Origin of the sequence: Acidisphaera sp. S103 (genome assembly GCF_009765975.1) — a bacterium.
Classification (GTDB): Bacteria; Pseudomonadota; Alphaproteobacteria; order Acetobacterales; family Acetobacteraceae; genus Rhodopila.
In genome coordinates, this window is record NZ_LMUJ01000083.1 from 74,512 (window position 1) to 96,882 (window position 22,371).

Sequence of the window (22,371 nt, forward strand, 5' to 3'; positions counted from 1 at the left end):
CGCGCACGTAACCTCCCCGGGAAGATGGAGGTCCAGCATGGCGCGTCTGACTTTGCAGCTTGGAGGTCCGCTGGTGGTTCCGATCACCGCATCACGGCGATTCCCGTTGGATTGGCGCATTCAGTCGCTCACGGAGGCTGGACTTTCGGCGACAACGCGTAACAGTTGTCGCCGTAACGATGCCCGGCGACCGGTCGAGTATAACGCGACAGGCGCGACCGCACCGCACCAAGATCACGCGATGGGGGCGGCGCGATGATCCGCGTCAGTGTGAGTGCCGCGCTGATCGCAGCCGGGCTGCTGTCCGGCTGTGCGTCGGTGACACCGGTGCCGACCACGGTTGAAATGCCCGGCATGCCGAACCCGGAAGCAGCCTTGCAACAGAGCATCCATCATGTCGATGCCGAGATGGCGGAACTCGGCCAGTTGACGCCATCGGCGACCGAGGTGGATCAGCCGGTGCTTCCAGAAGACGTGCGTCGCACGGTGACGTTCACCTGGAACGGGTCGCTCGACGCGGGTGTCGCCAAACTGGCGGCGAGCATCGGTTACACCTTCTACACGACCGGGCCCGCTTCGCAGCAGCCGCTCAACGTGGCGATCCAGATCTCGTCTGTCCCCGTCTACCAGGTGTTCCAGGCGCTTGGCGAGGAGGCCGGGGCGCAGGCGACGGTGCGGCTCGATCCCCAACACCACCAGGTCCAGGTGATCCACCATGTGTAGCGCCCGACTGCCCTTGCTTGCACTCGCCGCGGCCGTCTCTGTTGCAGGCTCAAACAGAGTTCACGCCGATACGATCAGCGCCCCGTTCGTGCCCCCCGCGCCACTGACCCCCGACGTCCCGCATGAAGTCAGCGTCGCGGTCGTTGCTTTGCGGCAGGCCTGCGCGGCATGGCGACCGGCGACGACGACCGCCGCGCCGGGTGTCGCGCGGACGGCACCGAGGTCCCTGACCGCTCCATCACCGGCGCTGCCCGAACGGACACTGTGCGAGGTCGCCGAGAATCCCGATCAGGCTTTCCTGCAGCCAATGCTCTGGAGCGGCATCGCGGGCGCTATCCTGTTCTTCATCGGTCTCCTTGTCTTCAGCCTGCTGCGCGGGGTGTTGATCTCTGTTTGGAACTGGCGCTTGCCGATCGGAGCGAAATCATGGTGATCGAACAAAAGCGGCGCGCCTTGCTGGCCACCGCGACAATCCTTGTCGGGCTGTCGGGCGCGTCCTCAGGTTGGGCGCAAGGCACGCTGTCGTCCCCGCGTGTCCCGCCCGATCCATCCCCGGCTCAGGTCGAGCAGAACGTCCCTGATCTGGGCAATGCGCTCAACAAGCCCATCACCGGCGCGCAGGAAGACCCGCTCGTCATTGGCACGCCACCCCCTCCCTCGCTGGAGGCGCTGCAGGCAACCAGGCCCGGCGACCAGAAAGGCGACGGACTGGAACCGGGGCGCGCCGACATGGTGCGCACGGCGGCTCTGACCTACGGCGCACAGGGTGGCCTCGCGGCCCGCTCCTTTGCACTGAACGAGCTGTTGCGCCGCTATCAGGCGCAGCTCGACAGCGCCTACGATTTCCATGCTCTCGTGCTACCGGTCAGCAGCGGACAGACGCTGATGCGCCCGCCGGTCGTCTCCGCCGCGCAAATGGCCTTTGCACTCGGCGATGGCGGCCAGGTGGCCCGCGAGACGTCCTGCATCTACGAGATTACGCGCGAGGCACAGCTGGCGTCAGCACCGCCGAACTGGCGGATCTATCTCGTGCGCGTCTGGTCCACCCCGGCCCGGCCGAGTGACGGCGCACTGCCGCGCACGAAGCAGGAGGCCGCCTACTGGAACAAATGGGTGGCCGAGGGCTGGGGCCAGGGAGAGAAGCAGGCCGTCGAAATCTTCCTCTCCGACCTCGGCCGCCTCGAACGCGACATCGTGGGCATGGCGCGTTACCGGGTGCTGCTCCGCGCCGGCCTCGTAGAGCAGCCCAAGGTCGCGTTTCAAAACCGACCGGTCGATGGCGGGCGCGACAGCCTGCATGTCGGCGACCAGACGATCCGCATCACCGACCAGCCGGGTCTGGAGGGGAATGCAAGGCGCTGGGCGGCCGGCGCCGGTTGCCCGCAGTAGCAGAACCATGCTCGACAGTCTCACCTCTGTTCCGGCCGCCAGTGAGCCAACACCTTGTCGCTGGCCCGAAGAAGGGAAGCTGCGGTTCGTCCACGAGCCGCGCAAGAGCGCACCTGGCCTGGATTCTCTGCTCACCTGGGCGTTCCGCGCGGGCGCGTCGCGCATCGGTTTCCAGCCCGGCCACTCTGTGTGGGTTCGTATTCATGGCCGCAATCATCGGGCAACCGAGGCACCGCTCGATGACGGCGAATTCTCGTCCATCGTCAACCATCTCTACGGCGCCGAAGGTATGGCCCGCCTGCAGCGCGGCAACGACTTCGATACCGCCTACGCGATCTCGCTGGACCGCTCGACAAGGTTGCGGTTTCGCCTCAATGCGACACCGACCCGTACCGCGCGCCGCGACGGCGGTAACGTGGTGCTGCGGCCGATCCCCGATCTGCCGCCTTCGCTCGCCGATCAGCGTGTCGAGCAGGGCATTCTGGACAACTATCTGCCGGGCGAGGGCATGGTCATCGTTGCCGGCGGCACCGGCTCGGGCAAGTCCACGCTGATCGCCGGCATGACCATGGCCAAGCTGATGGACCCGAACGGGCACTACGACATCGTGGAGGGCGCGGCGCCGGTCGAGTTCCTGCTGGAACGCCTACGCGGCACAACGTCCACCATGAACCAGACAGAAATTCCGCGTGACCTCGAGAGCTTCCCGCTGTTCATTCGCGGCTGCATGCGCCGCGAGCCGACCGACATCATCGTCGGCGAGTGCCGCGATAGCGAGACGATGGGCGCGGCCATCCAGGCTGCCATCTCCGGGCATCTGCTGACGACGACGATTCACGCCAACAACGTGCCTTTGACCTTGCAGCGCATGGCAAGCCTGTGCCCGGCCGACGAGCGTGCCAACGCCATCTCGGCCGTCGCGCAGTCGCTGCGTCTGGTGATCAATCAGCGGCTGGCGCCGACCGTTGACGGCAAACGGACGGCGCTGCGCGAGTTCCTTGTCGTGGACAGGGCGCTTCGGGCCAGGTTCCTCGTCACCGATCCACGCGAGTGGCCGGCTCTCACGCGCGAAGCGGTCGAGGTGGACGGGCAATCCTACGCCGTCGCGATTGATCGTGCGCTATCCGAAGGGCGCATTTCCGAAGAGGTGGCAGAAACCCAGCGGGGGCGCACGGCATGATATCCATCAAACTCGGGGAGATGCGCCATGTGGCGTAACACTGCGCAGCCCGTCCGCGTCGCCATGTTCGATGCGCGGGCGCTGTTTCCGCTGCTATCTTTTGTCGTTTATTGGAGTTGGTTCACGTTCTACGTGGCCGTGATCGGGGTCGCGTTCTTTTCGCTCATTTCGTTCCTGGGTCTGACGCTGCCTTCGATGTTTCGCTTCATGCGTCGCCTTTTGGTCGGTTCGACGCGTCCCGCTGTCCCGGTGTGGAAGCGGCGGAGGCTCGCATGAGCGCACATCTTTCGTCGGGCGTGAGCGTCGAGACGGTGAGCCGCACGATGGAGGCGTTGTTGATCCGCGAGGGGCGGCCAGTAGTCTATCACGACATTGCCACGGGAGCCGATCTGCCTGTCTCCGCCAAGAACACGGCATCGCCCACGGGCCTGCTGCCTGCGCTCATTGTCGCGGGCGAGGCGGTGTGGCGGGAGGCGACGGGAACCGGTTTCGGGCTGGACATCGTGCGCGACCGTGACGCGTTACTCGGGTTCCGGCTCAGAGGGATTGGCGCCGGCTCGTTCACGACCGTCATGCTCGCGACGATGGAGGCAACGGCGCAGGTCACCGGCTCTGGCGTGGTGGTCGCGAGCGATCTCAACGCGCTCTGGTCAGCCGTGACCAAACGCGTCGAGCAAAACGCGCGCGCACAAGCGCGCAGCGCGCCGGGAGTCTCGCCGTGAGACGTTCGCTTGTTTGCCTGGCGCTTGTCAGTCTCATCGTCGCCGGGAGCCGCGCCGAGGCACAAACCGCCTTATCCGACAATGCCCGGCTGATTGGGGGCTGTCTGAATGCCGCGGCTGCCGCCTACCAGGTGCCGCCCGCGGTTCTGGTTGTGCTGCTCAATGTCGAGGGCGGCTCACTTGGCCATGTCAGCCCGAACAGCAATGCCACGGTCGATATCGGGCCGATGCAGGTCAACCAGGTCTGGATCCCCCAGGTGGCGGCGCACTGGCACGCAACGGCCGCCGCGACGTTCCTCGCCCTGCGCGACAACTTCTGCGCCAACGTTGAAGCGGGTGCCTGGATTTTGCGCCAGGGCCTCGATGAGGCGCACGGGGATTTCTGGCAGGGCGTGGGCTATTATCATTCACACGACCCCGAGCACAAAACGATCTACCTGCGATCGGTGTTGCAACAAGTTCTGCGGCTGCGCGCCGCGGTCGAGACGTCGCAAGCCTCGCCGCAGCCGGTCGCATCTGCGCCTCGCCAGATTGCCGCACTGCAACCGGTAGGCCGATGACGATGCCCGCACAGTCCAACCCACGCGCCACCTGGCCGTCGCACGACGACAATGGCGGCTTCTTTCTCGTCGTCACGCTGTTGGGCCTGGCCATTCTTTCCGTGGTGCTCTGGATCAATTTCCATGGCGTGATCAGCGCCAGTGTGATGGCCGTGTTCCACTCGGAGATCGGCTGGCTGAAGCATGTGACCGATCGCTTCGATGTGGCCGATCGGCAGATGATGGCGACCAACCCCGAGGATGTGCGCCTGAAGGATCTCTACGGCGTCGCGCATGCCGTCGGGACGGCAATCCGTATCCCAGCCGTTTGCGCCATGGTGGTGCTTGCCGGCGTCTGCATGGTGCGTGCCGCCCCGTCCCGCTTCAAGCGGGCGTTCGACATGGACGCGTTGATTGCCGAGCAGGCCAAATCGTTTCCGACGACCGCCGCTTTCGTGCGACGTCGGCTGCGTCTCGTCGAACCGGAGAGGTCGCCGCGCCCGGCTGACTACGCGCAGACACCGGAGGAATGGATCGCGCTGCACGCGACCCGCAAGGATGGCGAGTTTGTCGAAGCCGATGCCCGCCGCGCGCTCGCCGCACAGCTCGGTCCGCGCTGGCAAGGCCCCGAACAGGCTGCCCCGCATGTGCGCGCGCTGTTCACGGTGTTCGCCCTGCATTTGGCGGAGCACCGGATGGAGGCGCAGCAATTGCTCGGCGAACTGTCCGAGGCGCTCGCCGATCCTGGGAACGAGACGTCGGCTGGTCCGGCCTCTCCACTCGTCCTGCCGCGGGCTGTCGTCACGAAGGTCGATGCGCTGCTCGCGACCTTGAGTTTCGACATACGCTCGCCGGCTGAGCGTGCTGCAACCGCCCACGCCTACACCCATCCGGCGTTGATGAGCCTGCTTAACGCGAGTCGGTTGGCGGCAGGGGTGTTGGCGCCAGCGCAGTTCGCCTGGCTCAAGCTGGTCGACCGGCCGCTATGGTACGCGCTGCACTCGCTCGGTTTCGAGACAGAGGGCTTCGGACGGTATCTGCATCCAAACCCTCGGGTCGAGGCCGCTGGCGCCCGCGACCATTGGGCGGCCGAGCGCGTCGCCAAGCGCCCGCTCGCCAGCCCCGACATCGAGCGGGCGCTAGAGGCGGTCCGCGCGGCTTCAGCCGCCGACCGAGGTGCTGATGACGATTCGGATCTCGATGCCACGGTCAAGAAACAAGCCCCCTCACCTTCTGTGATCCCGGTGTCTTCGGATGGAGGAGCGTGATCATGATGGCCGAAAAGGATTGGGAGCTACCGGAAGGCTGGATGCGGTCGATGGCAGCCATTTCCGTTCTCGCAGGGTAGAAACAGCCCTTGAACGGCGTCGCGTCCGGGACCGTCTTCGTGGCGGAGTCCACTTTCAAGGTGAGCCTGTCTCGGCTGGGTATGTCTCGCGTTCGTCGTCCCGACCTGCCAATGTCACCAAGGCCAGTTCGGGCGCCACTTGGAGCGGCCATCGAACCGAGATGGAGCAGGCATGCGGGTTCTGATCCTGGGCGGGGGCGTTATCGGCACCTCCATTGCCTATCACCTTGCCGCGAGGGGCGCCGACGTTCTCGTCCTCGAGCGCAGCACCGTCGCCTGCGCTGCGTCGGGCAAGTCGGGCGGCTTTCTGGCCTTGGACTGGTGCGATGGCACGCCCCTCATGACCCTCGCCCGCCGGAGCTTCGCGTTGCATGCCCAGCTCGCGAACTCGTTGGGCGGCGACTGGGGCTACCGCCGGATGACGACCTACGCTGGCGTCGTAGGCGAATCCGCCGCCCGCATGCCGCGCCGAGCGGGTCCGGGGTGGATTTCGTCGGAGGTCGCAATCAGCGGGCAGATCGGATCCACCGGCACGACGGCCCAGGTGCATCCAGCAGCCTTCACCAAAGGCATGTTGCGCGCGGCGGAAGCGCGGGGCGCCAACCTGCGTCTGGGCGAAGCCAAGGGGCTGCTGTGCCGCGGCGGAAACGTGATCGGCGTGCAGATCGAGGGCGAGACGCTGGATGGCGACGCCGTCGTGATCGCGATGGGGCCATGGTCGGTACTCGCGGCGAGGTGGCTGCCGCTGCCGCCGGTGTTCGGTCTTAAAGGGCACAGTCTCGTCTTCGAAACCGGCGCGACACTTCCACCGGAAGCACTGTTCCTCGAGTATGCGGACCCTGCCGGCTTTTTGCTCTCGCCGGAGATCTTCCCGCGCGCCGATGGCACCACATACGTGTGCGGCGTCTCGAGCGAGTCACCCATCCCAATCGATCCCGACCACGTCGCTCCGGATGAGGGTGCGATCGACCGGCTGAAAGCACTTTGCGACCGCATGTCTCCGGTCCTGGCGAGGGCGCCTGTCCTCGCCAGCCAGGCGTGCTACCGTCCCGTGACAGCGGACGGACTGCCGCTGATCGGCGCCGTCCCTGGTGCACGAGGCGCCTACGTGGCGACGGGCCACAGCGTCTGGGGCATCCTCAATGCCCCCGCCACTGCTGAGGCGATGGCTGAGCTGATCCTGGACGGGGCGGCGAGCACGGTCGATCTCTCGCCTTTCGATCCCGCCCGCCTCGCAGCCCTCGATCCCGAACGTGCAGCGGTCACGCGCGGGCTCCGGAGCTGACTGGGCCATCACCACCCCGAACTGGGTGGGAGGACCAATTCGAATGAAGCTGACCTTCTACGCCCATGCGCGCTTCCGGCTGGAGCCGCCGGAAGTGAGCGTCGTCACCGACCCGTACACGCCCGGGATGTCCGACTTTGGGCCGCTCGACCTCGTTTTCATGAACTCGGCGACAGACAGGTTCCGCTCCGACCCGCGCCACGTCCGCGGTCAGCCGATCGTGGTGAATACGCTGTAAAACGTCCCGTCTGAGGGAATACGGTGCGCAGCGTGTCGATCCGCGCCTTCCCATCAGCCAAAGCCTGACCTTCGGCTTCAGGCGGGATACCTACTCCAACGCAATGAAGGCGCAACAGCTAATCCGTTTGCACCAGCACGCCGCATACTCGCTGCAATCGATCGGTGCGGAGGGTTGTTCGATGGAGTTGGTGATCCCGGATGGTGCGCAGGTGCATATCATGGTCGGCCAGCCGCCGCTGGTCGCCTTGCCGAATGACCCTCGTGCAGTCGCGTCGCAGCCCGAGCGGCCGAGTGGGCGCATTGTCAAAAGCCTTGTTGTCGGCGTCCTGCTCATTGGCGCGTTCCAAACGGGGCGGCTCTTGCCACATCACGCCGAAACTGCTTCTGCCGCGCAGCCGACGGCTGCTGCCGGTACCGTTCCTGATGTGACCGGCCGTAGTGCCGCTGGCGAGATACCTCCTGCCTTTCGCGCGCAGATCGCGCAACCGCCGCACGTGGTCCCGCCGCCCGGCGCAACTCCCGCCGCCGCAACAGCTGGTGCGGCAGGTGGCGTGGCTGCTCCGGTCGCAGCACCGGCACCAGCAAATCCGTTCGGCCTGCAGGGCTAGGCATGATCCCGCGTCAGATCGTAGGTCCCCAGGACCAGTTCGAGCGCACGGGCGCGCAGAGCCTGCGCGACATCCGGCCGTTCTCAGTCCGCCTTGTCGAGGTTCTCCAGAGCTCCGCGTCTGGCATGGTGCTTGGCATGGCCGCAGTTGGCACGTACCTCGAACCCGCAGCTGTGAACATCGCCCTGCCCGTCTCGCTCGCCTACGCGGCCTGGGTGATGACTCGCAAAGTCAAGCTGCCGATGCGGGTGCCGATGAGTTCCCGGTTGCTGGATTACAGCAATCCCTTACCGGGCAGCCGAAAAGCCAAGCGCGCGTCAGGCAGCCAGATGATCGGCTGGAACCTCGAAGGCCACGAGCTATGGCTCGCCCCGGAGGACGCCCGTCAGCACATCGCTATTCCCGGCACCACGGGTGCCGGCAAGACCACAACGATTCTGAGCCTCCTGGTCAACTCGCTAGCCCAAGGCTCCGGGTTCGTTCTGGTCGACGGCAAGGCTGACCGCACGCTGTTCGGTTCGGTGATGGGACTGGCACGCCGCTTCGGTCGCGAGGACGACGTGCGCCTGCTCAATTTGATGGTCGCCAGCGGCTTCAAGATCAGCAACACCTTCAACGCTTTTGCGATCGGCAACGCCGACGCCGTGCGCGAGGTGCTCGCCAGTCAGCTTGGTGAGCAGGCGAGCACTGACAGCAACGGTATTTTCCGCGAACGCGCGGTTGCGTTGATCGCCAGCATCTCGCCCGCCCTCGTCTGGCTGCGTGACCACCAAGACGTGCCGCTCACCATCGACTTCATCAGATCCAGCATCGAGCTGATCTGGATCTGGAAGCTCGCGATGAAGAAGACCTTCAAGCAACGCGACTACCACACCGGCGAAGAAGTCGAGGTCGACGTCAAGGAGATCCCGGAGGACGTTATCTGGCCGCTGAAATCCTATCTCGGCGAACTGCCCGGCTATGACGCGAGCGTTCCACTCGACAAGCAGAAGGGCGAGGAGCCAAGCAAGCAGCACGGGTTCGCACAGTTCTACTTCACGCCGATCTTCACCCAGCTGACCGTCAGCCTCGGCCATATCTTCCGCGTCGATTGCGGCGACATCGACATGCGCGACATTGTCTTGAACCGCCGCATCCTGGTCGTGAACCTGCCCGCGCTGGAGAATTCGGACGCCACACTGGCCGCGCTCGGCAAGCTCGTGGTCGCGTCCCTGCGCGGCATGATGGCGCAGCTGCTCGGGGCATCGCCCGAAGGCGACTATGACGAGACCGACAAGCCCGGGATGGGACCGTCGCCCTACACAGTGGTGCTCGACGAGCTCGCTTACTACGCCACCTCCGGGCTGGACCGGATGCTGTCGCAAGGCCGCGGATTGAACATCAGCTTCATGCTGGGCTTCCAGGAGGTTAGCGGCATCTGGGCGCGCTTGGGGGAGAAGACCGCCTCACTGCTGGGCAACACCAACACGACGATCGCCATGCGGCAGCAAGATTCCGGACGAACCCGTGAATGGCTCGAGAAGACCGCCGGCCAAACCAACGTCACTCAGGCCGTGTCCTATCAGGGCGCCGCCGACGGCGCTTACCGCGAGGCGCGGCACGCCGAGATCCGGACCGTCTCCCGGGTGGACTGGAACGACTTGACGTCGCTCATCGAAGGCGAGGCGATCGTCTTGTTCGGCGGCCGGCGCATCTATGCCCGGGTGTTCCATGCCAAGATCGACGGCACCGGCGTCAAGCGGGTCGGCCGCACGCTGATGCTACGCACGCCAGACCGTAAGGACGTCCTGGTTCGGCTCAAGCGGGTGCGCGGCTTGGCGGCGATGATCGAGGCTGGCGCCGTCATCGGTTCTGCGCCGGAGCCGGCCTCGCCAGGACTGCGAGCGTTCGTGACAGGATTCTCGGACGCAGCCACGAGGGGCGGCGACAGCAGTGCTTGCATCCGCGCTGCGTTGGCTGCCATCGGCGAACTGCCTGAGCACGCACGACCGAAACGCCCCGTGGCGCCGGCGGATGGCGTGCCGGTCACCAGCTTGCGTCCGATGATGTTCACCGCGAGCCAGCAGGTCTTTGCCGGGACGGATTTGTCCGGCGCGCCGAATGAGCCGGTCGACGACAGGCTGCTGCGGGCGATCGGCAACATCGAGCGTGCCTCCGGCGTTCAGGAGAGGAAGCTGCGCGGCGCGGCTCTCATGGTGCTGGGTGCCCGCGACACGGCGCTGGCCGATCCGCCAGTCGTAGAGCCACCCCCCATGGCCCCCGAGAAATTCGAGAAGTTGCTGTCCTCGATCATCACCCGCATCGGCAGGCTACGCTCGACGCCGGCGCTGCCAAAGGCAGCGTGAGGTGGGCCGCAAGCCGTCGCCGAAAACATCGGCGGAGCGCTCGGTGGAGAACGCGCGCTATCAGAAGCGCAACGCTGCTGTGGGCATCGTGAAAGTCGCCGTTCACGTCCCCGCGGAACGCGTGCCCGAACTGCGCGCCATCGCGCTGCGCTGGCGCGAGGAGGCGAAATCGTTGATGGACGCCGATCACCCGACCGCCGATCAGATCCTCCAGATTCACGCCATCTGCCGCACCCTCGATCTCGATCTGCCAGTCGAAGCTTTCGCGACCTGTTCGTCGGCCGCCCGCTGGCTGCTCGCCCGGGAAAGCCAGATCGGCCAACGCCCGATCCAGAGGCCGATGGTCCGTCAGCCGCCGATCTACTAGCCCGCTCTCCGCTCCAGCGAGGAACATACCATGCAGCGTCGATCCGTCATTGCACTCGGCCTGGCCGCAACTGGCATTTTGCCCACCCTGTGGCTGACAGGAGCGGCACAGGCCCAGCCGGCCACCCGCACGCCCAGCAACGTCACGCCGTATGAAGCGCGCTCGGTGATTGTGCCAGCTCTGCCCGTGCCGCCGGTACCATCGGCCGATCCACCCTCTGTGTTCCTGTCCGCAGCCCGGCGTGCTGTCGCGGTTGGGCGTACGGGAGAAGCACAGGAGGCGCTGGAACGGGCGGAAACCCGGCTGCTCGATCGATACCTGCCGACCGCTGCCACCTCCGTTCCGGACAATCAGCAGGCGGTGCTGGCGATCGGCGCCGCGCGCCGTGCCCTGACGGAGCATGACCGGCAGGCCGCCATCACCGCGATCGACGACGCCATCGCGGCGACCGGCCGGCCCGAGCCGCAGGTCGCCGCAACGACGCCCTCACCGAGATTCGTTGCGCCTGCCGCCACTCTTGCGCCGCTTCCTGCGCCACAACCGGTCATCACGCGCGCCCTGCTACCGGGACACTGGGCGTTGCACGGTGCGCGTTACGTTTGGGGCCCTCCCGAAACCACACCGCGTCCAACTCAATCGGCCGCGTTCGTGCCCGGAGCCTACATTTGGCGCGACGGCGCGTATGTGTGGGTTCCGGCGCACGACGCGAACTGACCATGGGGATCGAGAACCGCGACTTCGACGCAATAACACGACGGAGTAGGTGCCGTGCCTGAATACATCGCCCCGGATACGTCTGAATTGAACGAGGATCATATCCGATCGGCACTCGATTTCCTGATTGCGGTTGAACCGGATCCACCCCCGGAATCGCGCGAGGAGTACGAGGCCGCGACGGAGCCCTACCGTCAACAGATTGCCACGGCTATGGCGACGCTGCGCAGCTTCGCAGAGCAAACCCAGCCGATGACCTTGGACCAGATGCAAGCAGACTATTACGGGTTTACAAATGACCCGCGTTACTTGGTTTCGTCTGACGTTTTAGCCATCGTGTGCGGAGCCCTCAGCGAGGCGTGGACCGGGGTCGGCCCCTGGCGGCGCTGAGCGTTCTCACGAGCAGTCCGGGTCAGTGACGCTCCTTGCGCGGTGCCCACCCCGCTCCTTTCAGTCGTGTACCAAGTGCTGCTGCACGAGCTGATGCATGTCCTTGAGGTGGGCACGACTTCCGCGATCTGCTGACGATCGCTTTGTGCGCGGTTCTAGCGGGCGGTGAGAACGCCACCGAATTGGCGGAGTTCGCCAAGGCCAAGGAACCGTTTCTTCGTGCTGCCTTCAGTGCCGCCGGACCAGGCTCTCGTGCACCCAGCCGATCGGCTCTGTATTCCCAACACCAACTTGCAGCCACCCACCTGGCGCCTCGGAGAAGACATGTAGCTCGGTGCCCTCGTGCTCAACTCCGATGACGGGGCCCTGCGGCGAGGAGCGGATGTTGCCGTTCTGCGCCATGACAACGTCACCTGGAGCGGATCCAGATGTCGGCGGTGCTACCACGGGCTGACTGGCAGGCGGTGGAGGTGGCGTCGGTGCGGTGACCGCCTGTTGGGGCGCCGCCATGTTGTCAGGCATGATCGGAACCGGAGCCATGCTGTTGTGCGGGAGGGGTTTCGGTCCGCCGCCATCGAAGCATCGCGTAAGCGTTTCGACATAGGCCTTGGTCGCCTCCGATGTCGTACTGCCTACCAGAGTCTCGACCGAATAACGGCGTCCCGGATCCTGGGCCAAGTCGTTGCGGATGACGACTGCAACGAAGAGCACATAGGTCATGCTATTGGCGCCGAACACATCGGTCTGACCGCACACGGCAAAAGTATTCCCGATTGCCTGAGACCATACCTGGACGCCGCGAAATTGCACGGTGTCAGGGTCCTTCGCGCCGGAACGTATGCTCATTTCAGCGGCGTTGCGCATATCGGCATATTGCTCAGGCGCGGCTGTTGTTTGGCATTTGTCCTTGTTGCAGCCCGCAATAAACAAAGTTGCGATCAAGAGCGCGCAACTCAAAATGTCTTTGGCTTGCTTACACGCCACGTGACCTGATCCTTCTGGGGGTGGAGCAGTTGTGACGATCAAAACGCGGGTTAGTTGCCTGCACGCGTCGACCCACAAGCGGGTTCGGATCCCAGGTTGCCCCTCGCACACCGGATACTCGGCCAATTCCGCCGATTTTTCATCATTGTCTTCGTCCCTCCGCTAATACCAGGCTTCTATAACGTGCTGTTCGATAACCAGGATGAGGATACCTTCGCCGTGGATCGTGTTTATGATCGGCGTTGCGGCGTCTTGAATGGGTAAAACCGGTCGGGCCATCCACTGCGATCAATTGCCAACTTACGGCTGGAATCCACCGGATGCCGAATGTCAGCTCTTTGGACGGGCTTCTAAACCGGTCAGGCCGGAATCCACCCCGAGGGCGGTAACGCGATGCGCCGGCCGCCTACAGCCGAGTTCGACCCAAATCGGGTGCTCGTGATCCGATCAACCGGTCGCTGAAGCCGACATTCAATCAAGTCGAACCGTGGAGCTTACATCCGCCGGATCATCAACCCGGGCAGGTACTTCCCGGAGAAAGTTCGGATCCATCATATTCCGATCAGAGACGGAGCAGGTTTCCGTAACCGCCAACCGGCGTGCGTACACCGGATAGGCGGAGGCAATGCCACAGGCTGGCTTGGTTCGCCGAGACGACGGGACGTTGCAGGTCGCGCTCCAGCGCATCGAGAATACCCACGCAACGAAACCCAGTGCCGGCGATCAGGACGCTATCCGCCTCCCGCGGGCAGGCCGCTCGCACCTGCTGGTATAGCGGTTCGATCGCTTGCTCGATGCCCATACCCTGCCGATACAGCTCGCCAGGTGGCACGTCGTGCCATTGTTGGCCGGGATCATAACGCAGGTGCCCCGCCGGCTTGGTCCCGCGTGCGCACCAGTCCCGAACACCCGCCGCCACCAGGCTATCGTCGAACCAAGGCGGAAATACCACGAATGGACGATTTACGCCGCTCGCCTGCAGCGCCGCCGCACAGTCCAGTCCGTTGGTGGTCACCGCCACCCCTCCGCCGAGTTCCCGCGACAGCGTTTCCACGACCGCTTCGTCCCACTGTGGGCCACCCAGGATGCTGCTGGAACTGTGACCAACGACGACCGCCGACAGGCACATCGGTGCGAACTGCCGGCAGCCGCGCATTAGGTCGTCTTCCAACTCCACCCCGCTGCGGTCGTCGCGCCAGCGCGCCCAGGGCGCCCGAGCGGTTACTCGCGCGGCATGCACCGACACATTCAGCGGGACCATCGCCCACCACTCGGCCTCGGGCACGACTTCACTGCCAACGATGAACATGCCGATACGGGCTTGCCAGCCCCAGTTGTCTCTCTGTGTCATGACTTGTCCCGAAAGCGGTTGTTCGCCGAGCTGTCTGTCAGCCGGCTCAGCGATCCTGTCGAACGTTCCGGCTGCGGTTACGTCCAGTCGGCAGCAGCCAGTGTGCTCTATTTGAGTTCGTCGTGGGCACCGGCGTGGCGGAACAACTGATCAGCGGCACGTGCTGGGCGGTTCGGCTATTTGCCAAACCGCCCGCATCGACGTCGTTAGCGCTTGATCCCGGCCAGGGCGTTTTGGATCCCGGCCGTCGCCCAGGGGCCCCACGGCATGGTGAAGAACTTGAACCCCTTCTGGACGAAAAAGTTCGGGTCCATCCCGGGCGGGATGAAATACATCCCGGCGGTGATGCCGTGTTTCGCGGCGGTCGCCGCGATTTTATCGAGCGCTCGCTGATAGATGTCGCACTGGTAGTCGAGCGGCACCCCCAGCTCGATCGAAAGATCGGACGGGCCGATCAGCAGGACGTCGACGCCCGGGACCGAGGCGATGTCATCAAGGTTCTCCAGCGCCTGGTTAGTCTCGATCATCGGCACGATGAGAAGCTCGTTGTTCACGGCATCCATGTAATCGCGGTAATTCTTGAACTCGCCCCACTCGCCGCGCACGCCGGCGTTGCTGCGGTTGCCGAGGGGAAAATAGCGGCAGGCGCGCACCATTGCCTCCGCCTCCGCGCGGGTGTTGATCATCGGCGCAATGATGCCCCGCGCCCCGGCGTCAAGCGCGAAGCAGATCTGATACGCCTCGTTGGCTGCGACGCGCACTACCGGCGCCGCCTGCTTGCCGCGCATCGCCTGGATCGAAGGCTGCAGCTGCTTGATCTCCCAAGGGGAGTGCTGGGTGTCGAACAGCAGGAAGTCGTACCCGGCATCGGCGAGGATCGACACGTCGACGTTCGGTGCCCCGGCCGTCCCGACGACGGTCCTACCTGACTTGATGGAGTCCTTGATGGCGTTCATCTGGCGTCTATTCCTCCCACGGTTGCTTCCGCGCCCGTTCAGCCAACCAACGGCGACAGGCACCTCGGTGCACACCATTATCGCACATTGGCGAAGCGGCGCAGCCTTTGAGTCATCCAGACCAGGGTCGCCTCGACGAGGGTCGCCTCGATGAGTGTCAGGGTCGCCACTCAGCATTTTGCATCCGAAACCGCCGGTCTGCTTCCCACCCGAGACGGTCGCTGCTGATAGAGTTTTCACCCCAGCGTTAGTCAAGAGCCGAGGTTGCGGGCCAGAGGATTGCTGGCCAGTGAATTGCACGCCGGAGTGCTGGGGCCGCGCCCCACAGCCAGCGTGAACATAGCCCCGAACAGCCTCCAGTATCTGAATGACTGCGCCGTATGGTTTCCCTGTTTCCCCACCCTGAGATCAAATGCCGGAACCGGCCGCGCTTGCACCCGCTGCCTGTCTATTCTCCGCGGCGACGTCGATCAGCCGCTTTGCCGCCTTCGCCTCTGCCCGCAACGCGTGCAGGTGCTCTATCGTTTCGTGCGCCTGCAACGTGTCTCGTAGTGCGCTGGCGTTCTGCTCCACGACGTGATCCAGGGCGGTCAGGTGACGCGCGAGAGCCTCGTTGACCGCCTCTGCTCGGATACGCTTGAGTGCCTCCCGGCCAACCTCCGGGTTCGTGATCTGCGCCCATTCTATCGCGTGGCTACAGGCGATGAAGGTGTTCACGGTATCTTCGCGGTTCTGCCGCGCCGCGTTCAGCAAATCGGTTGCCAGCGATTTGTAGGGCTTTTTGGACATATCCTCGGCCGCCCGCGCCCAGAGATCGTCCTTGGTGATCGGGGTGATGTCGCCCAATGCCTGTCGATGACGTTCTGCCTCATAGACGGACCCCTCGGCGATTACGGTCCAGGTGGTGCCGCGGCTCCGGCTCTCGGCGACATAGCTGGTGAAAGCCGTGACGCCAGACGTGCCGCGCGGCAGCGCGTTGATGTGCTCATCCGAAGTGATGCCCTGCGCCGCATCGATGGTCAGGGCATGTCCAAACCCCAGCAACAGTCGCCCCGTCTCTTGGTCTGCCAGCCGGCGCCACTCAACATCCGCGATCCGGCCATTCTTGGTCCGGAGCCGCACGCCGTCGATACTCTGCCCAAGGACCTCTACGATGTCGCCGTTGTTGCCAATCTCACATTGCTTGCCGTCCACGGCGCCCCAGGTACGCCGGAACAGCCGCAGCTTGTCGCCGGCCGCGATGGCCAGGTCGTAGGTCTGCCCGCGCTGGTCGACCGCCCGGTAGACGATCTCATCGGCCGCCACCTCGCCCCGCTGCTTGAGCCGCGCCCGAACCGCCTGGCTGATCTCCGCCACGTCGTCGTTGGTCGGCGCGCTGATGGTGATGCCGCGCTTTGAGCCGCTCGCCCGGAGCACATCGCGGCGTTCGATGTAGAGGTCGGCGATCTGCGTGATGACCTGCTCGCGATCGCCTCCGACCATCATAGCGTAGCCGTCCTCCCGCTTCATCGCGAGCGCGTCGGCCGCCTTGCCTTCGCGGAACAACCCGGCAATCTCGCGCCCCCGCTTGCTCGCCTGGCGCATAGTCGTCAGCAGCGCCGGCATGGCCTCGGGCGGAAGCGCCCGGCGCAGGATCTCGACCGTGTCGCCGGCCTCGATCGCCTGAGCCTGCTCGCGGTCGCCCAGCATCTTGATGGTCATGCCGGTGCGGGCCTGCAGCTCCAGCAGCTTGAGCATCGGCCGCGGTCCGATCTGGCTCACCTCATCCAGCACCAGCACAGTGTTTCTGTTGGCGTGGAAGTCGCCGGATTCGATCATCTTCAACAGCGGCGCGAGGGCGTAGGTTCGCCTGATACCCGCGTCTTTCAGGGCGTCCGCCTGCCGCCAAGCCATGGCCACGCCGATCACTTCCCGGCCATACGGGCTGAACCTCGTGTCGGCCTGCCAGGCCATCACCAGTGGCTGCAGCAGCGTCGTCTTGCCCGCCCCGGCCACGCCCGTCAGCAGGCTGAGCCCGCCGCCTTGGCCGAGCGCGTTTATGACAGCAACCTGTTCGTCCGTGAACTTGATGCCACTGGACTCTATCGCATCACGGATGGCGGCGAATGAGAGGGCACCCGACTTGTCGCGCCCGGCCCGCTGGGCCAATATCGCCAGTTTGTCCTCGATCCTGACCTGGGCGGTGTTGGCAATGCGGACCTTGCCGTCCGACATGCCGACGACAAGGGCGACATGCTCGCCCTTGAACTGGATGCCGCGCTCCTCCACCAACTCGACCACCCGCCTGATGTCTTCCTGGCCGCCAGCGATACCAGTGCCGATCAGACCGCGCGCCGCGAACATCCCGATCTTCTCATGGTCCAGCACGGCGGCAGTGTGGAACTCCTTGGCGAGAGCCTTGGCTGTGAACGCATAGGCGCGGTCGAACCGTTCCTCATCGGTCAATGCCTCGTGATCGGCGCCCTCCATGACGGTGCTGTGCGACCAGCCCATCGCTTCGGCCTGTTCGCGCCAGATCCGGCGTTCGTCGGCCTTCATCTTTCCGAGCTTGCCGGTCTGACTGGCCTCCTCGATGATTTCCAGCTTACGGTCGGCGGACAGCTCGTCCCAATCCAGGCCCTGGTCGGCCGCGAAGGTCTTGGCATGCCGCAGGATCTCGCGGTCGCGCTTGCTGAACCTTGTGCTGGCCACCTCCGGTATGGCGGTTAGGACCACGGCCTGCTTGCCGGCATCGTAGTCGACGTGAGCGCCGATCCGGCGCAGTTCGTCTGCCAGGACGGCCTGGAAGAATGCTCCGAACTCCTTGACCCTGGCATCGGTAAGTGCCCGCGTATCCAGCGAGCCAATCCGGCCGCCGTCGGTGACAACCAGGTTCATCAGGAAGTTGTGGATGTGCGCGTGCGGGTCGCCGGCGACCGGTGCATCGAACAGATAGGTCTGGCCCCCTGCCCCATCCTGGACGTGAAGGGTCGGCCGCGCCGTGTGATGGCGGAAGCTGATCCAGCCGACCGCCCCCGGTTCGGCGCCGTCCTCACCGCCGGGCCCCTTCCGGGCCCAGCCGAGCACCTTCGCGACATACCGCATAGCAGCGTCGTTCGCCCGGTCGATCCCATTCCAAATGGCGGCGCTTTCGGCCGGCGTGGCGGCGAACTCGGCCGCGAGGGTGACGGACTTGTGAGGGGAGAACACCAGGTCGAAGCCGCTCAGCTTGCGCGGGTGCTTCGACCAGGCCTCGCCGGTGTCCGCCCGGCGCCCCTCGAACAGCCGCGCCATGGCGACATCGCGGGGCATGTGCCGGCGATCGATTCCGGCCGCTTCCGCCAAGGCCGCCGGCATATCCGGCCGCCAGGTCGCCCGGCTGTCCCGCCCGGTGTAGTAGGCGGTAAGGCGCCCACCTTCGTCGAGCTGGCGGCCGGCTGCGTCCACCCCAGGCGGATGGATCGGCTCGGGCGTGTTCTCTGTGAAGTATCGGAGGAGCAGCCGTCCCTTCGAGGCAGCCGCGATCTTTCGGAAGTTCATCATGACGGCAGGACGCGACGCTCTTCCAGTGCGTCCACCACGGCCTCGGGCAGAATCTTGCCAAGCCGGTCGAGGTCCGCCTGCGTCAACTTCCCGATGGTGATGATCTGGGCCTGCTGGGCCATGATCTTAGCTAGCAATTCCTCCAGGCTCGGCCCTTCCCGCTCGCCGTTTGGCGTGAGAAGGCCGACCAGCGCCTTCACCAGCTCGAGGGTCTGTCGGCCCTGGTCGAGGATGGCCGCTAGGATTTCGTGCGTCGTCCCGTGGTCATCCTCGACAGCGGCCGGGGTGTGGTTTGTGTCCATGCTGGCCTCCGTGTGGCGATCAGCATGGACGGGCGTCGTGCAAACGGTGACAGCTGAGGCGCAGGCTTACTCGGCTGCGGCTTTGGCAGGCGGGCGTGGGATCAATCTGGGTTCATCGTACGTGTAGAGGATTTGACGGGCGAGTTCGGCGCCGGCCTGCATCGTCGCGTTCAGCTTCTCCATAGTGAACCCTCCGCTGACGTCCGTCTTTGACATGCGAAGGTGCTGCAGTTTCTCCCAGAGTGAAGCCGCCGTCAGATGAGAGTAGGCGATCGACCGGCAATCGAGCGCAGTCAGGGCTGAGATGGCATCGGAAAAGTAGAGTGGCTCGATGCGCCGCTCGCCGTCGTGGAACAGGCCGACGAGGTATCGACCCGGCCCCGGTAACGTAACCGTTATCCCTGTGCCATTCTCGGTTTGATCTCGGTCGGCTGTGCTGCGGTTGGGCTCACCCTCGGTATCGAACTTGCCGGTTCGGCGGAGCGTCGGCAGCACCACACCCGTGACCGAGCGACGGAAGGCTTTCGCCTCGGGCTTTCGTGAGGTGAAGACGAGGCTGTAGAGCCCGCTCTCAGTGACGACATTCATCGTTTGATCACCGCCAAGGGTCCGAACAGTAGTCGCACCCTTCTCATCATCATCGAGGCGCACCACAGCCTTACTCGGATCGGTGTGCTCCAGCACCGCGCAGACGTCCGCCGCGACGAACCAGATTTCTCCGTCCTTCGTGATCGTTCGGATGGCCTTCCCTTGGAAATCGAACGGCACCGGCGCTGCGACCAAGCTCCGGCTTTCGCAACCTTCGGTTCCGTCAACTGATTGACTTAGTTCCAGTATGCCCGCGCCGATGTCTCCGTCAGGCACTGGTGAGCCTGCCTTCCGGTCGCCCCCTTTCCGTCCGGCGGGGGGTGTTTGGTTAGCGTGAGTGTCGTTGGTCATGTCTGCCTCCTTCATGGGGCAGGCAGCCTGGATTATCGCCGTGCAAACGGAACTGAGATTTACTTCTGACCGCTTCTTAGATGTCACGGTTCTGTTACCGTGTCCGCGCGCACCACCGGTGCATTGGTCCATAAAGACACCCTACCCATGACGATTCCCTGTCGTACGTTTGACGAAGGCATGGCGGAAGCCCGAATGTCGCGCCAGCGGCACGGAGGGGTCAGGACTGCTGGCGGCTGCAAACAGGTGTCTCCAGTTGCACGGCGCCGGAGGAGCCTGGGTTCATGCCGAAGCGAGCCCCCACCTTCAAAGCCATCCTTTCGGAAGTCGCCCGCGGCGACCGATCATCTTTGTTTTGCTGGCTGGTCGAACATCACGACGAGGTGATCGAACAGTCTGCGGGAAAGCGGATGAGGTGGGAGCCGCTGTGCAAAAGGTTCGCTGAGCATGGGTTGACCGACATCAATGGTCGGCCGGCTACGCCGAGGACCGCCCGTCAGGCGTGGTTTCAGGCGCGTCGAGCGGTCGTTGAAGCAAAGAAGCGAAAGCAGGCCAGCGACGTGGCGAGGCGCCCTGGCGCCGTCTATCCGTCCCGCATCCCGCCCGACTGGCGGCCAACGGTTGTCCCGCCGCGGCCAACGGCACCGACGCAGCAGCCGGAGCCATCGTCCGGTGCGGTCGTCCCTGCTGGTGGACAGAGCCTGATCGACCCGAGCCTACCACCTGAAGCGCGGGCCGAGTTTGAGAAGCTCGATCGCATTTTTACCAAGATCGAGAGCACGCGGCTGAAGGTTTGAGGAGGCATGCAACGAGTGCGCCGTTTGCACGGCCCTCGGGCAGACTCGCGCCGTCAACATGGAGACGAGAGATGCCTGACGGTCATTTTTCACGAGACGGGCAACGCCGGTTATTAATGGCGGCGCTGGGACGGCAGCGGGTCGGCAAAACCACGGTGCTCAATACGGTCGTCCAGTACTTCCGCGCCCAAGGAAGCGAGATCGGGGTCTGGAACGCGGACCAGCAGAATCGAACTCATAGCCTGTCGACCTTCTTCCCCGACGCCAGCGTACCGCCAGAGGGTGGGTTGAGAGACAACCGACGTTGGATCGAGAGCAGTATAAAGGACCAAGCCGAGCAAGGCTACCATGCGGTGCTGGATGCCGGCGGCGGGCTCACTGGTTTCTCAACGCTGGTCGAAGGCGTCCCCGTGGTCGAAGCGCTTGCGGCGCTGGGCACGGAGATGGTTGGCTTGTTCTGCGTGGGTCCTGAGCAGGCGGATCTCGATTACCTGGACACGTTCTCCCGCAATGGGGCGTTCCTACCAGCGGCGACGGTGATCGTGATGAACGAGGGCCTCGTTCTGTCTGGTGGATCGACCCGAGCGGCCTTTGCGCCAATTCAGCAGAACGCAGCCTTCATTGCCGCAGTTAGGCGGGGAGCCAAGGTGGCGATGTTTCCGGCGCTCGAGTGCATGGCGGAGGTAACGGATCGGGGTCTGACCTTCGAGGACGCTGCGGATGGCAAGGTGAAGCCCGGTCAGCAGCCAATGGCGTCCGTGTTCGATCCGACGCGCGTCAGGCAGTGGTGGACCAAAAAGATCCCGGAGTTCTTCGGCCAGTTTCCGCCGGAGTGGCTGCCGACCGCGCGAGCGGCGTCAGCCACTCCGGCGGAGGAAGGCTGACCATGATTGACCTCGCCGTGGACTCGGTGGCGGAGGGGGGCGAGCCAGAGCCACTCGGCTCTCCGGTCACGCCAGGCAGTCTGAAAAACTTCGCCGTAGTTCTGAAAACCGTGCAGGACGCGGCGCGTGAATGGAACATCCGCGAGGACTTGAAGGAGGGCAAGTTCATCTCTGCGTTGCTGGGGGCTGTCGAGTGGGTGGGCCGGGTCAGCCAGGCCGCGCAGGCGGAGTTCCGGCAGATCGCGCAGAAGCAGAGTGACGCGGCGAAGGTTGAGCTGGCCCGGGCCGAGGCGCTGACCAAGGCCACGAGCGCGACCTTGGGCCAGGCGCGAAGCGCCCTGATCAACCTCCAGGTCGAGCGCGAGAACGTCACCGTCCGGATGATCCAAGAGACGATGCCTGTGTTCGCGGAGAAGATGCGCGAGGTGCTGGTTACTCGGATCAACGATGAGAACGCCGCGCTGAGGCTCAAGCGCGGTCTGCTCGCCGGACTCCTCGCGGTCGGTGTCTTCCTGGGCGGCTACGGGTTGCGGGCCTGGAGTGATAGCGATGCGGTTGGAGCACTGGAGCGCTGTCTGGCGAAGCCACTCCAGGCCCAGACAGCCGGCCAAACGCACCTCTACTGCGACGTCACCAGCTTTGCCGCGCCAAGCCGCTGACGGTGTTCGTCGGGGGCGCCGTTTGCACCGAGGTCTGGAACGATGGGGCCGTCTTCAATCGAGGAGGTCCCATGCCGTCCGCCCAGGTAAGAACGCAAGCGGCCAACCGGTCTGAACGGCCGGAGGT

The 22,371-nt window shown here is 64.8% G+C and carries 24 protein-coding genes and 1 pseudogene; 19 read left to right on the plus strand and 6 right to left on the minus strand.

The window, feature by feature from the left end; genetic code table 11:
* Positions 1-255: 255 nt before the first annotated feature.
* From GSQ89_RS28050 to GSQ89_RS40280, 16 genes and pseudogenes are all read left to right on the plus strand, one after another.
* On the plus strand, positions 256-723 hold the full coding sequence (locus tag GSQ89_RS28050) for a DotD/TraH family lipoprotein (RefSeq protein ID WP_158931427.1): 468 nt from the start codon (positions 256-258) through the stop codon (positions 721-723).
* Complete coding sequence (locus tag GSQ89_RS28055) at positions 716-1,156, plus strand: hypothetical protein (RefSeq protein ID WP_158931428.1); 441 nt, start codon at positions 716-718, stop codon at positions 1,154-1,156. Before GSQ89_RS28050 ends, GSQ89_RS28055 begins: the two co-directional genes overlap by 8 nt.
* The gene (locus GSQ89_RS28060; RefSeq protein ID WP_158931471.1) at positions 1,150-2,112 is read left to right on the plus strand and encodes a type IV secretory system conjugative DNA transfer family protein; all 963 of its coding nucleotides are present in this window, start codon (positions 1,150-1,152) and stop codon (positions 2,110-2,112) included. Before GSQ89_RS28055 ends, GSQ89_RS28060 begins: the two co-directional genes overlap by 7 nt.
* Positions 2,113-2,119: 7 nt before the next feature.
* Entirely contained in the window at positions 2,120-3,292 is a 1,173-nt protein-coding gene (locus tag GSQ89_RS28065; RefSeq protein ID WP_158931429.1) for a type IV pilus twitching motility protein PilT, read from the plus strand.
* 27 nt (positions 3,293-3,319) lie between these two features.
* Positions 3,320-3,568, plus strand: coding sequence for an IcmT/TraK family protein (gene icmT / locus GSQ89_RS28070; RefSeq protein WP_158931430.1), 249 nt, complete (start codon positions 3,320-3,322; stop codon positions 3,566-3,568).
* Positions 3,565-4,014, plus strand: coding sequence for a hypothetical protein (locus GSQ89_RS28075; protein ID WP_158931431.1), 450 nt, complete (start codon positions 3,565-3,567; stop codon positions 4,012-4,014). The genes icmT and GSQ89_RS28075 overlap by 4 nt, the downstream gene beginning before the upstream one ends.
* Positions 4,011-4,574 carry a lytic transglycosylase domain-containing protein gene (locus GSQ89_RS28080; protein ID WP_216856446.1) on the plus strand — a complete coding sequence of 188 codons (564 nt, stop codon included), beginning with the start codon at positions 4,011-4,013 and terminating at the stop codon, positions 4,572-4,574. The genes GSQ89_RS28075 and GSQ89_RS28080 overlap by 4 nt, the downstream gene beginning before the upstream one ends.
* Positions 4,571-5,821 carry a hypothetical protein gene (locus GSQ89_RS28085; RefSeq protein ID WP_158931432.1) on the plus strand — a complete coding sequence of 417 codons (1,251 nt, stop codon included), beginning with the start codon at positions 4,571-4,573 and terminating at the stop codon, positions 5,819-5,821. Before GSQ89_RS28080 ends, GSQ89_RS28085 begins: the two co-directional genes overlap by 4 nt.
* 252 nt (positions 5,822-6,073) lie before the next feature.
* Positions 6,074-7,186: an FAD-binding oxidoreductase gene (locus tag GSQ89_RS28090; RefSeq protein WP_158931433.1), complete on the plus strand. Its 1,113-nt coding sequence runs from the start codon at positions 6,074-6,076 to the stop codon at positions 7,184-7,186.
* A gap of 43 nt (positions 7,187-7,229) precedes the next feature.
* A complete protein-coding gene (locus GSQ89_RS28095; protein ID WP_158931434.1) occupies positions 7,230-7,424 on the plus strand; it encodes a hypothetical protein in 195 nt (64 codons plus the stop codon).
* A 103-nt stretch (positions 7,425-7,527) separates the two neighbouring features.
* Complete coding sequence (locus GSQ89_RS28100) at positions 7,528-8,034, plus strand: hypothetical protein (RefSeq protein WP_158931435.1); 507 nt, start codon at positions 7,528-7,530, stop codon at positions 8,032-8,034.
* A 2-nt stretch (positions 8,035-8,036) separates the two neighbouring features.
* Entirely contained in the window at positions 8,037-10,379 is a 2,343-nt protein-coding gene (locus tag GSQ89_RS28105) for a type IV secretory system conjugative DNA transfer family protein (RefSeq protein ID WP_158931436.1), read from the plus strand.
* 1 nt (position 10,380) lies between these two features.
* On the plus strand, positions 10,381-10,746 hold the full coding sequence (locus tag GSQ89_RS28110) for a hypothetical protein (protein WP_158931437.1): 366 nt from the start codon (positions 10,381-10,383) through the stop codon (positions 10,744-10,746).
* Positions 10,747-10,776: 30 nt separating this feature from the next.
* Complete coding sequence (locus GSQ89_RS28115; protein WP_158931438.1) at positions 10,777-11,460, plus strand: YXWGXW repeat-containing protein; 684 nt, start codon at positions 10,777-10,779, stop codon at positions 11,458-11,460.
* 54 nt (positions 11,461-11,514) lie between these two features.
* Positions 11,515-11,850, plus strand: coding sequence for a hypothetical protein (locus GSQ89_RS28120; protein WP_158931439.1), 336 nt, complete (start codon positions 11,515-11,517; stop codon positions 11,848-11,850).
* A 143-nt stretch (positions 11,851-11,993) separates the two neighbouring features.
* Positions 11,994-12,059, plus strand: a pseudogene (locus GSQ89_RS40280) (hypothetical protein); the annotation flags it as partial.
* A gap of 19 nt (positions 12,060-12,078) precedes the next feature.
* On the opposite strand, the gene GSQ89_RS39455 reads toward GSQ89_RS40280, so the two are convergent.
* The 6 genes from GSQ89_RS39455 to GSQ89_RS28150 all read right to left on the minus strand — a co-directional run bounded on the left by GSQ89_RS39455 (position 12,079) and on the right by GSQ89_RS28150 (position 19,904).
* Positions 12,079-12,834, minus strand: a complete 756-nt coding sequence (locus tag GSQ89_RS39455) for an SH3 domain-containing protein (protein WP_254073404.1) — start codon at positions 12,832-12,834, stop codon at positions 12,079-12,081.
* 562 nt (positions 12,835-13,396) lie between these two features.
* Positions 13,397-14,185 carry a hypothetical protein gene (locus tag GSQ89_RS28130; protein WP_158931441.1) on the minus strand — a complete coding sequence of 263 codons (789 nt, stop codon included), beginning with the start codon at positions 14,183-14,185 and terminating at the stop codon, positions 13,397-13,399.
* A gap of 206 nt (positions 14,186-14,391) precedes the next feature.
* On the minus strand, positions 14,392-15,141 hold the full coding sequence (locus GSQ89_RS28135; protein WP_158931442.1) for an HpcH/HpaI aldolase/citrate lyase family protein: 750 nt from the start codon (positions 15,139-15,141) through the stop codon (positions 14,392-14,394).
* 408 nt (positions 15,142-15,549) lie between these two features.
* The gene (gene mobF, locus GSQ89_RS28140; protein ID WP_158931443.1) at positions 15,550-18,663 is read right to left on the minus strand and encodes a MobF family relaxase; all 3,114 of its coding nucleotides are present in this window, start codon (positions 18,661-18,663) and stop codon (positions 15,550-15,552) included.
* The gene (locus GSQ89_RS28145) at positions 18,660-18,965 is read right to left on the minus strand and encodes a hypothetical protein (protein ID WP_158931444.1); all 306 of its coding nucleotides are present in this window, start codon (positions 18,963-18,965) and stop codon (positions 18,660-18,662) included. The genes mobF and GSQ89_RS28145 overlap by 4 nt, the downstream gene beginning before the upstream one ends.
* 66 nt (positions 18,966-19,031) lie before the next feature.
* Positions 19,032-19,904 (minus strand): BRO family protein, encoded by an 873-nt coding sequence (locus tag GSQ89_RS28150; protein ID WP_158931445.1) that lies wholly within the window; start codon positions 19,902-19,904, stop codon positions 19,032-19,034.
* Positions 19,905-20,188: 284 nt separating this feature from the next.
* Here GSQ89_RS28150 and GSQ89_RS28155 point away from each other — a divergent pair, with 284 nt between their 5' ends.
* The 3 genes from GSQ89_RS28155 to GSQ89_RS28165 all read left to right on the plus strand — a co-directional run bounded on the left by GSQ89_RS28155 (position 20,189) and on the right by GSQ89_RS28165 (position 22,244).
* Positions 20,189-20,701: a hypothetical protein gene (locus GSQ89_RS28155; protein ID WP_158931446.1), complete on the plus strand. Its 513-nt coding sequence runs from the start codon at positions 20,189-20,191 to the stop codon at positions 20,699-20,701.
* A 71-nt stretch (positions 20,702-20,772) separates the two neighbouring features.
* Positions 20,773-21,585, plus strand: coding sequence for a hypothetical protein (locus GSQ89_RS28160; RefSeq protein ID WP_158931447.1), 813 nt, complete (start codon positions 20,773-20,775; stop codon positions 21,583-21,585).
* Between the two features lie 2 nt (positions 21,586-21,587).
* Positions 21,588-22,244: a hypothetical protein gene (locus GSQ89_RS28165; protein WP_158931448.1), complete on the plus strand. Its 657-nt coding sequence runs from the start codon at positions 21,588-21,590 to the stop codon at positions 22,242-22,244.
* Positions 22,245-22,371 lie beyond the last annotated feature (127 nt).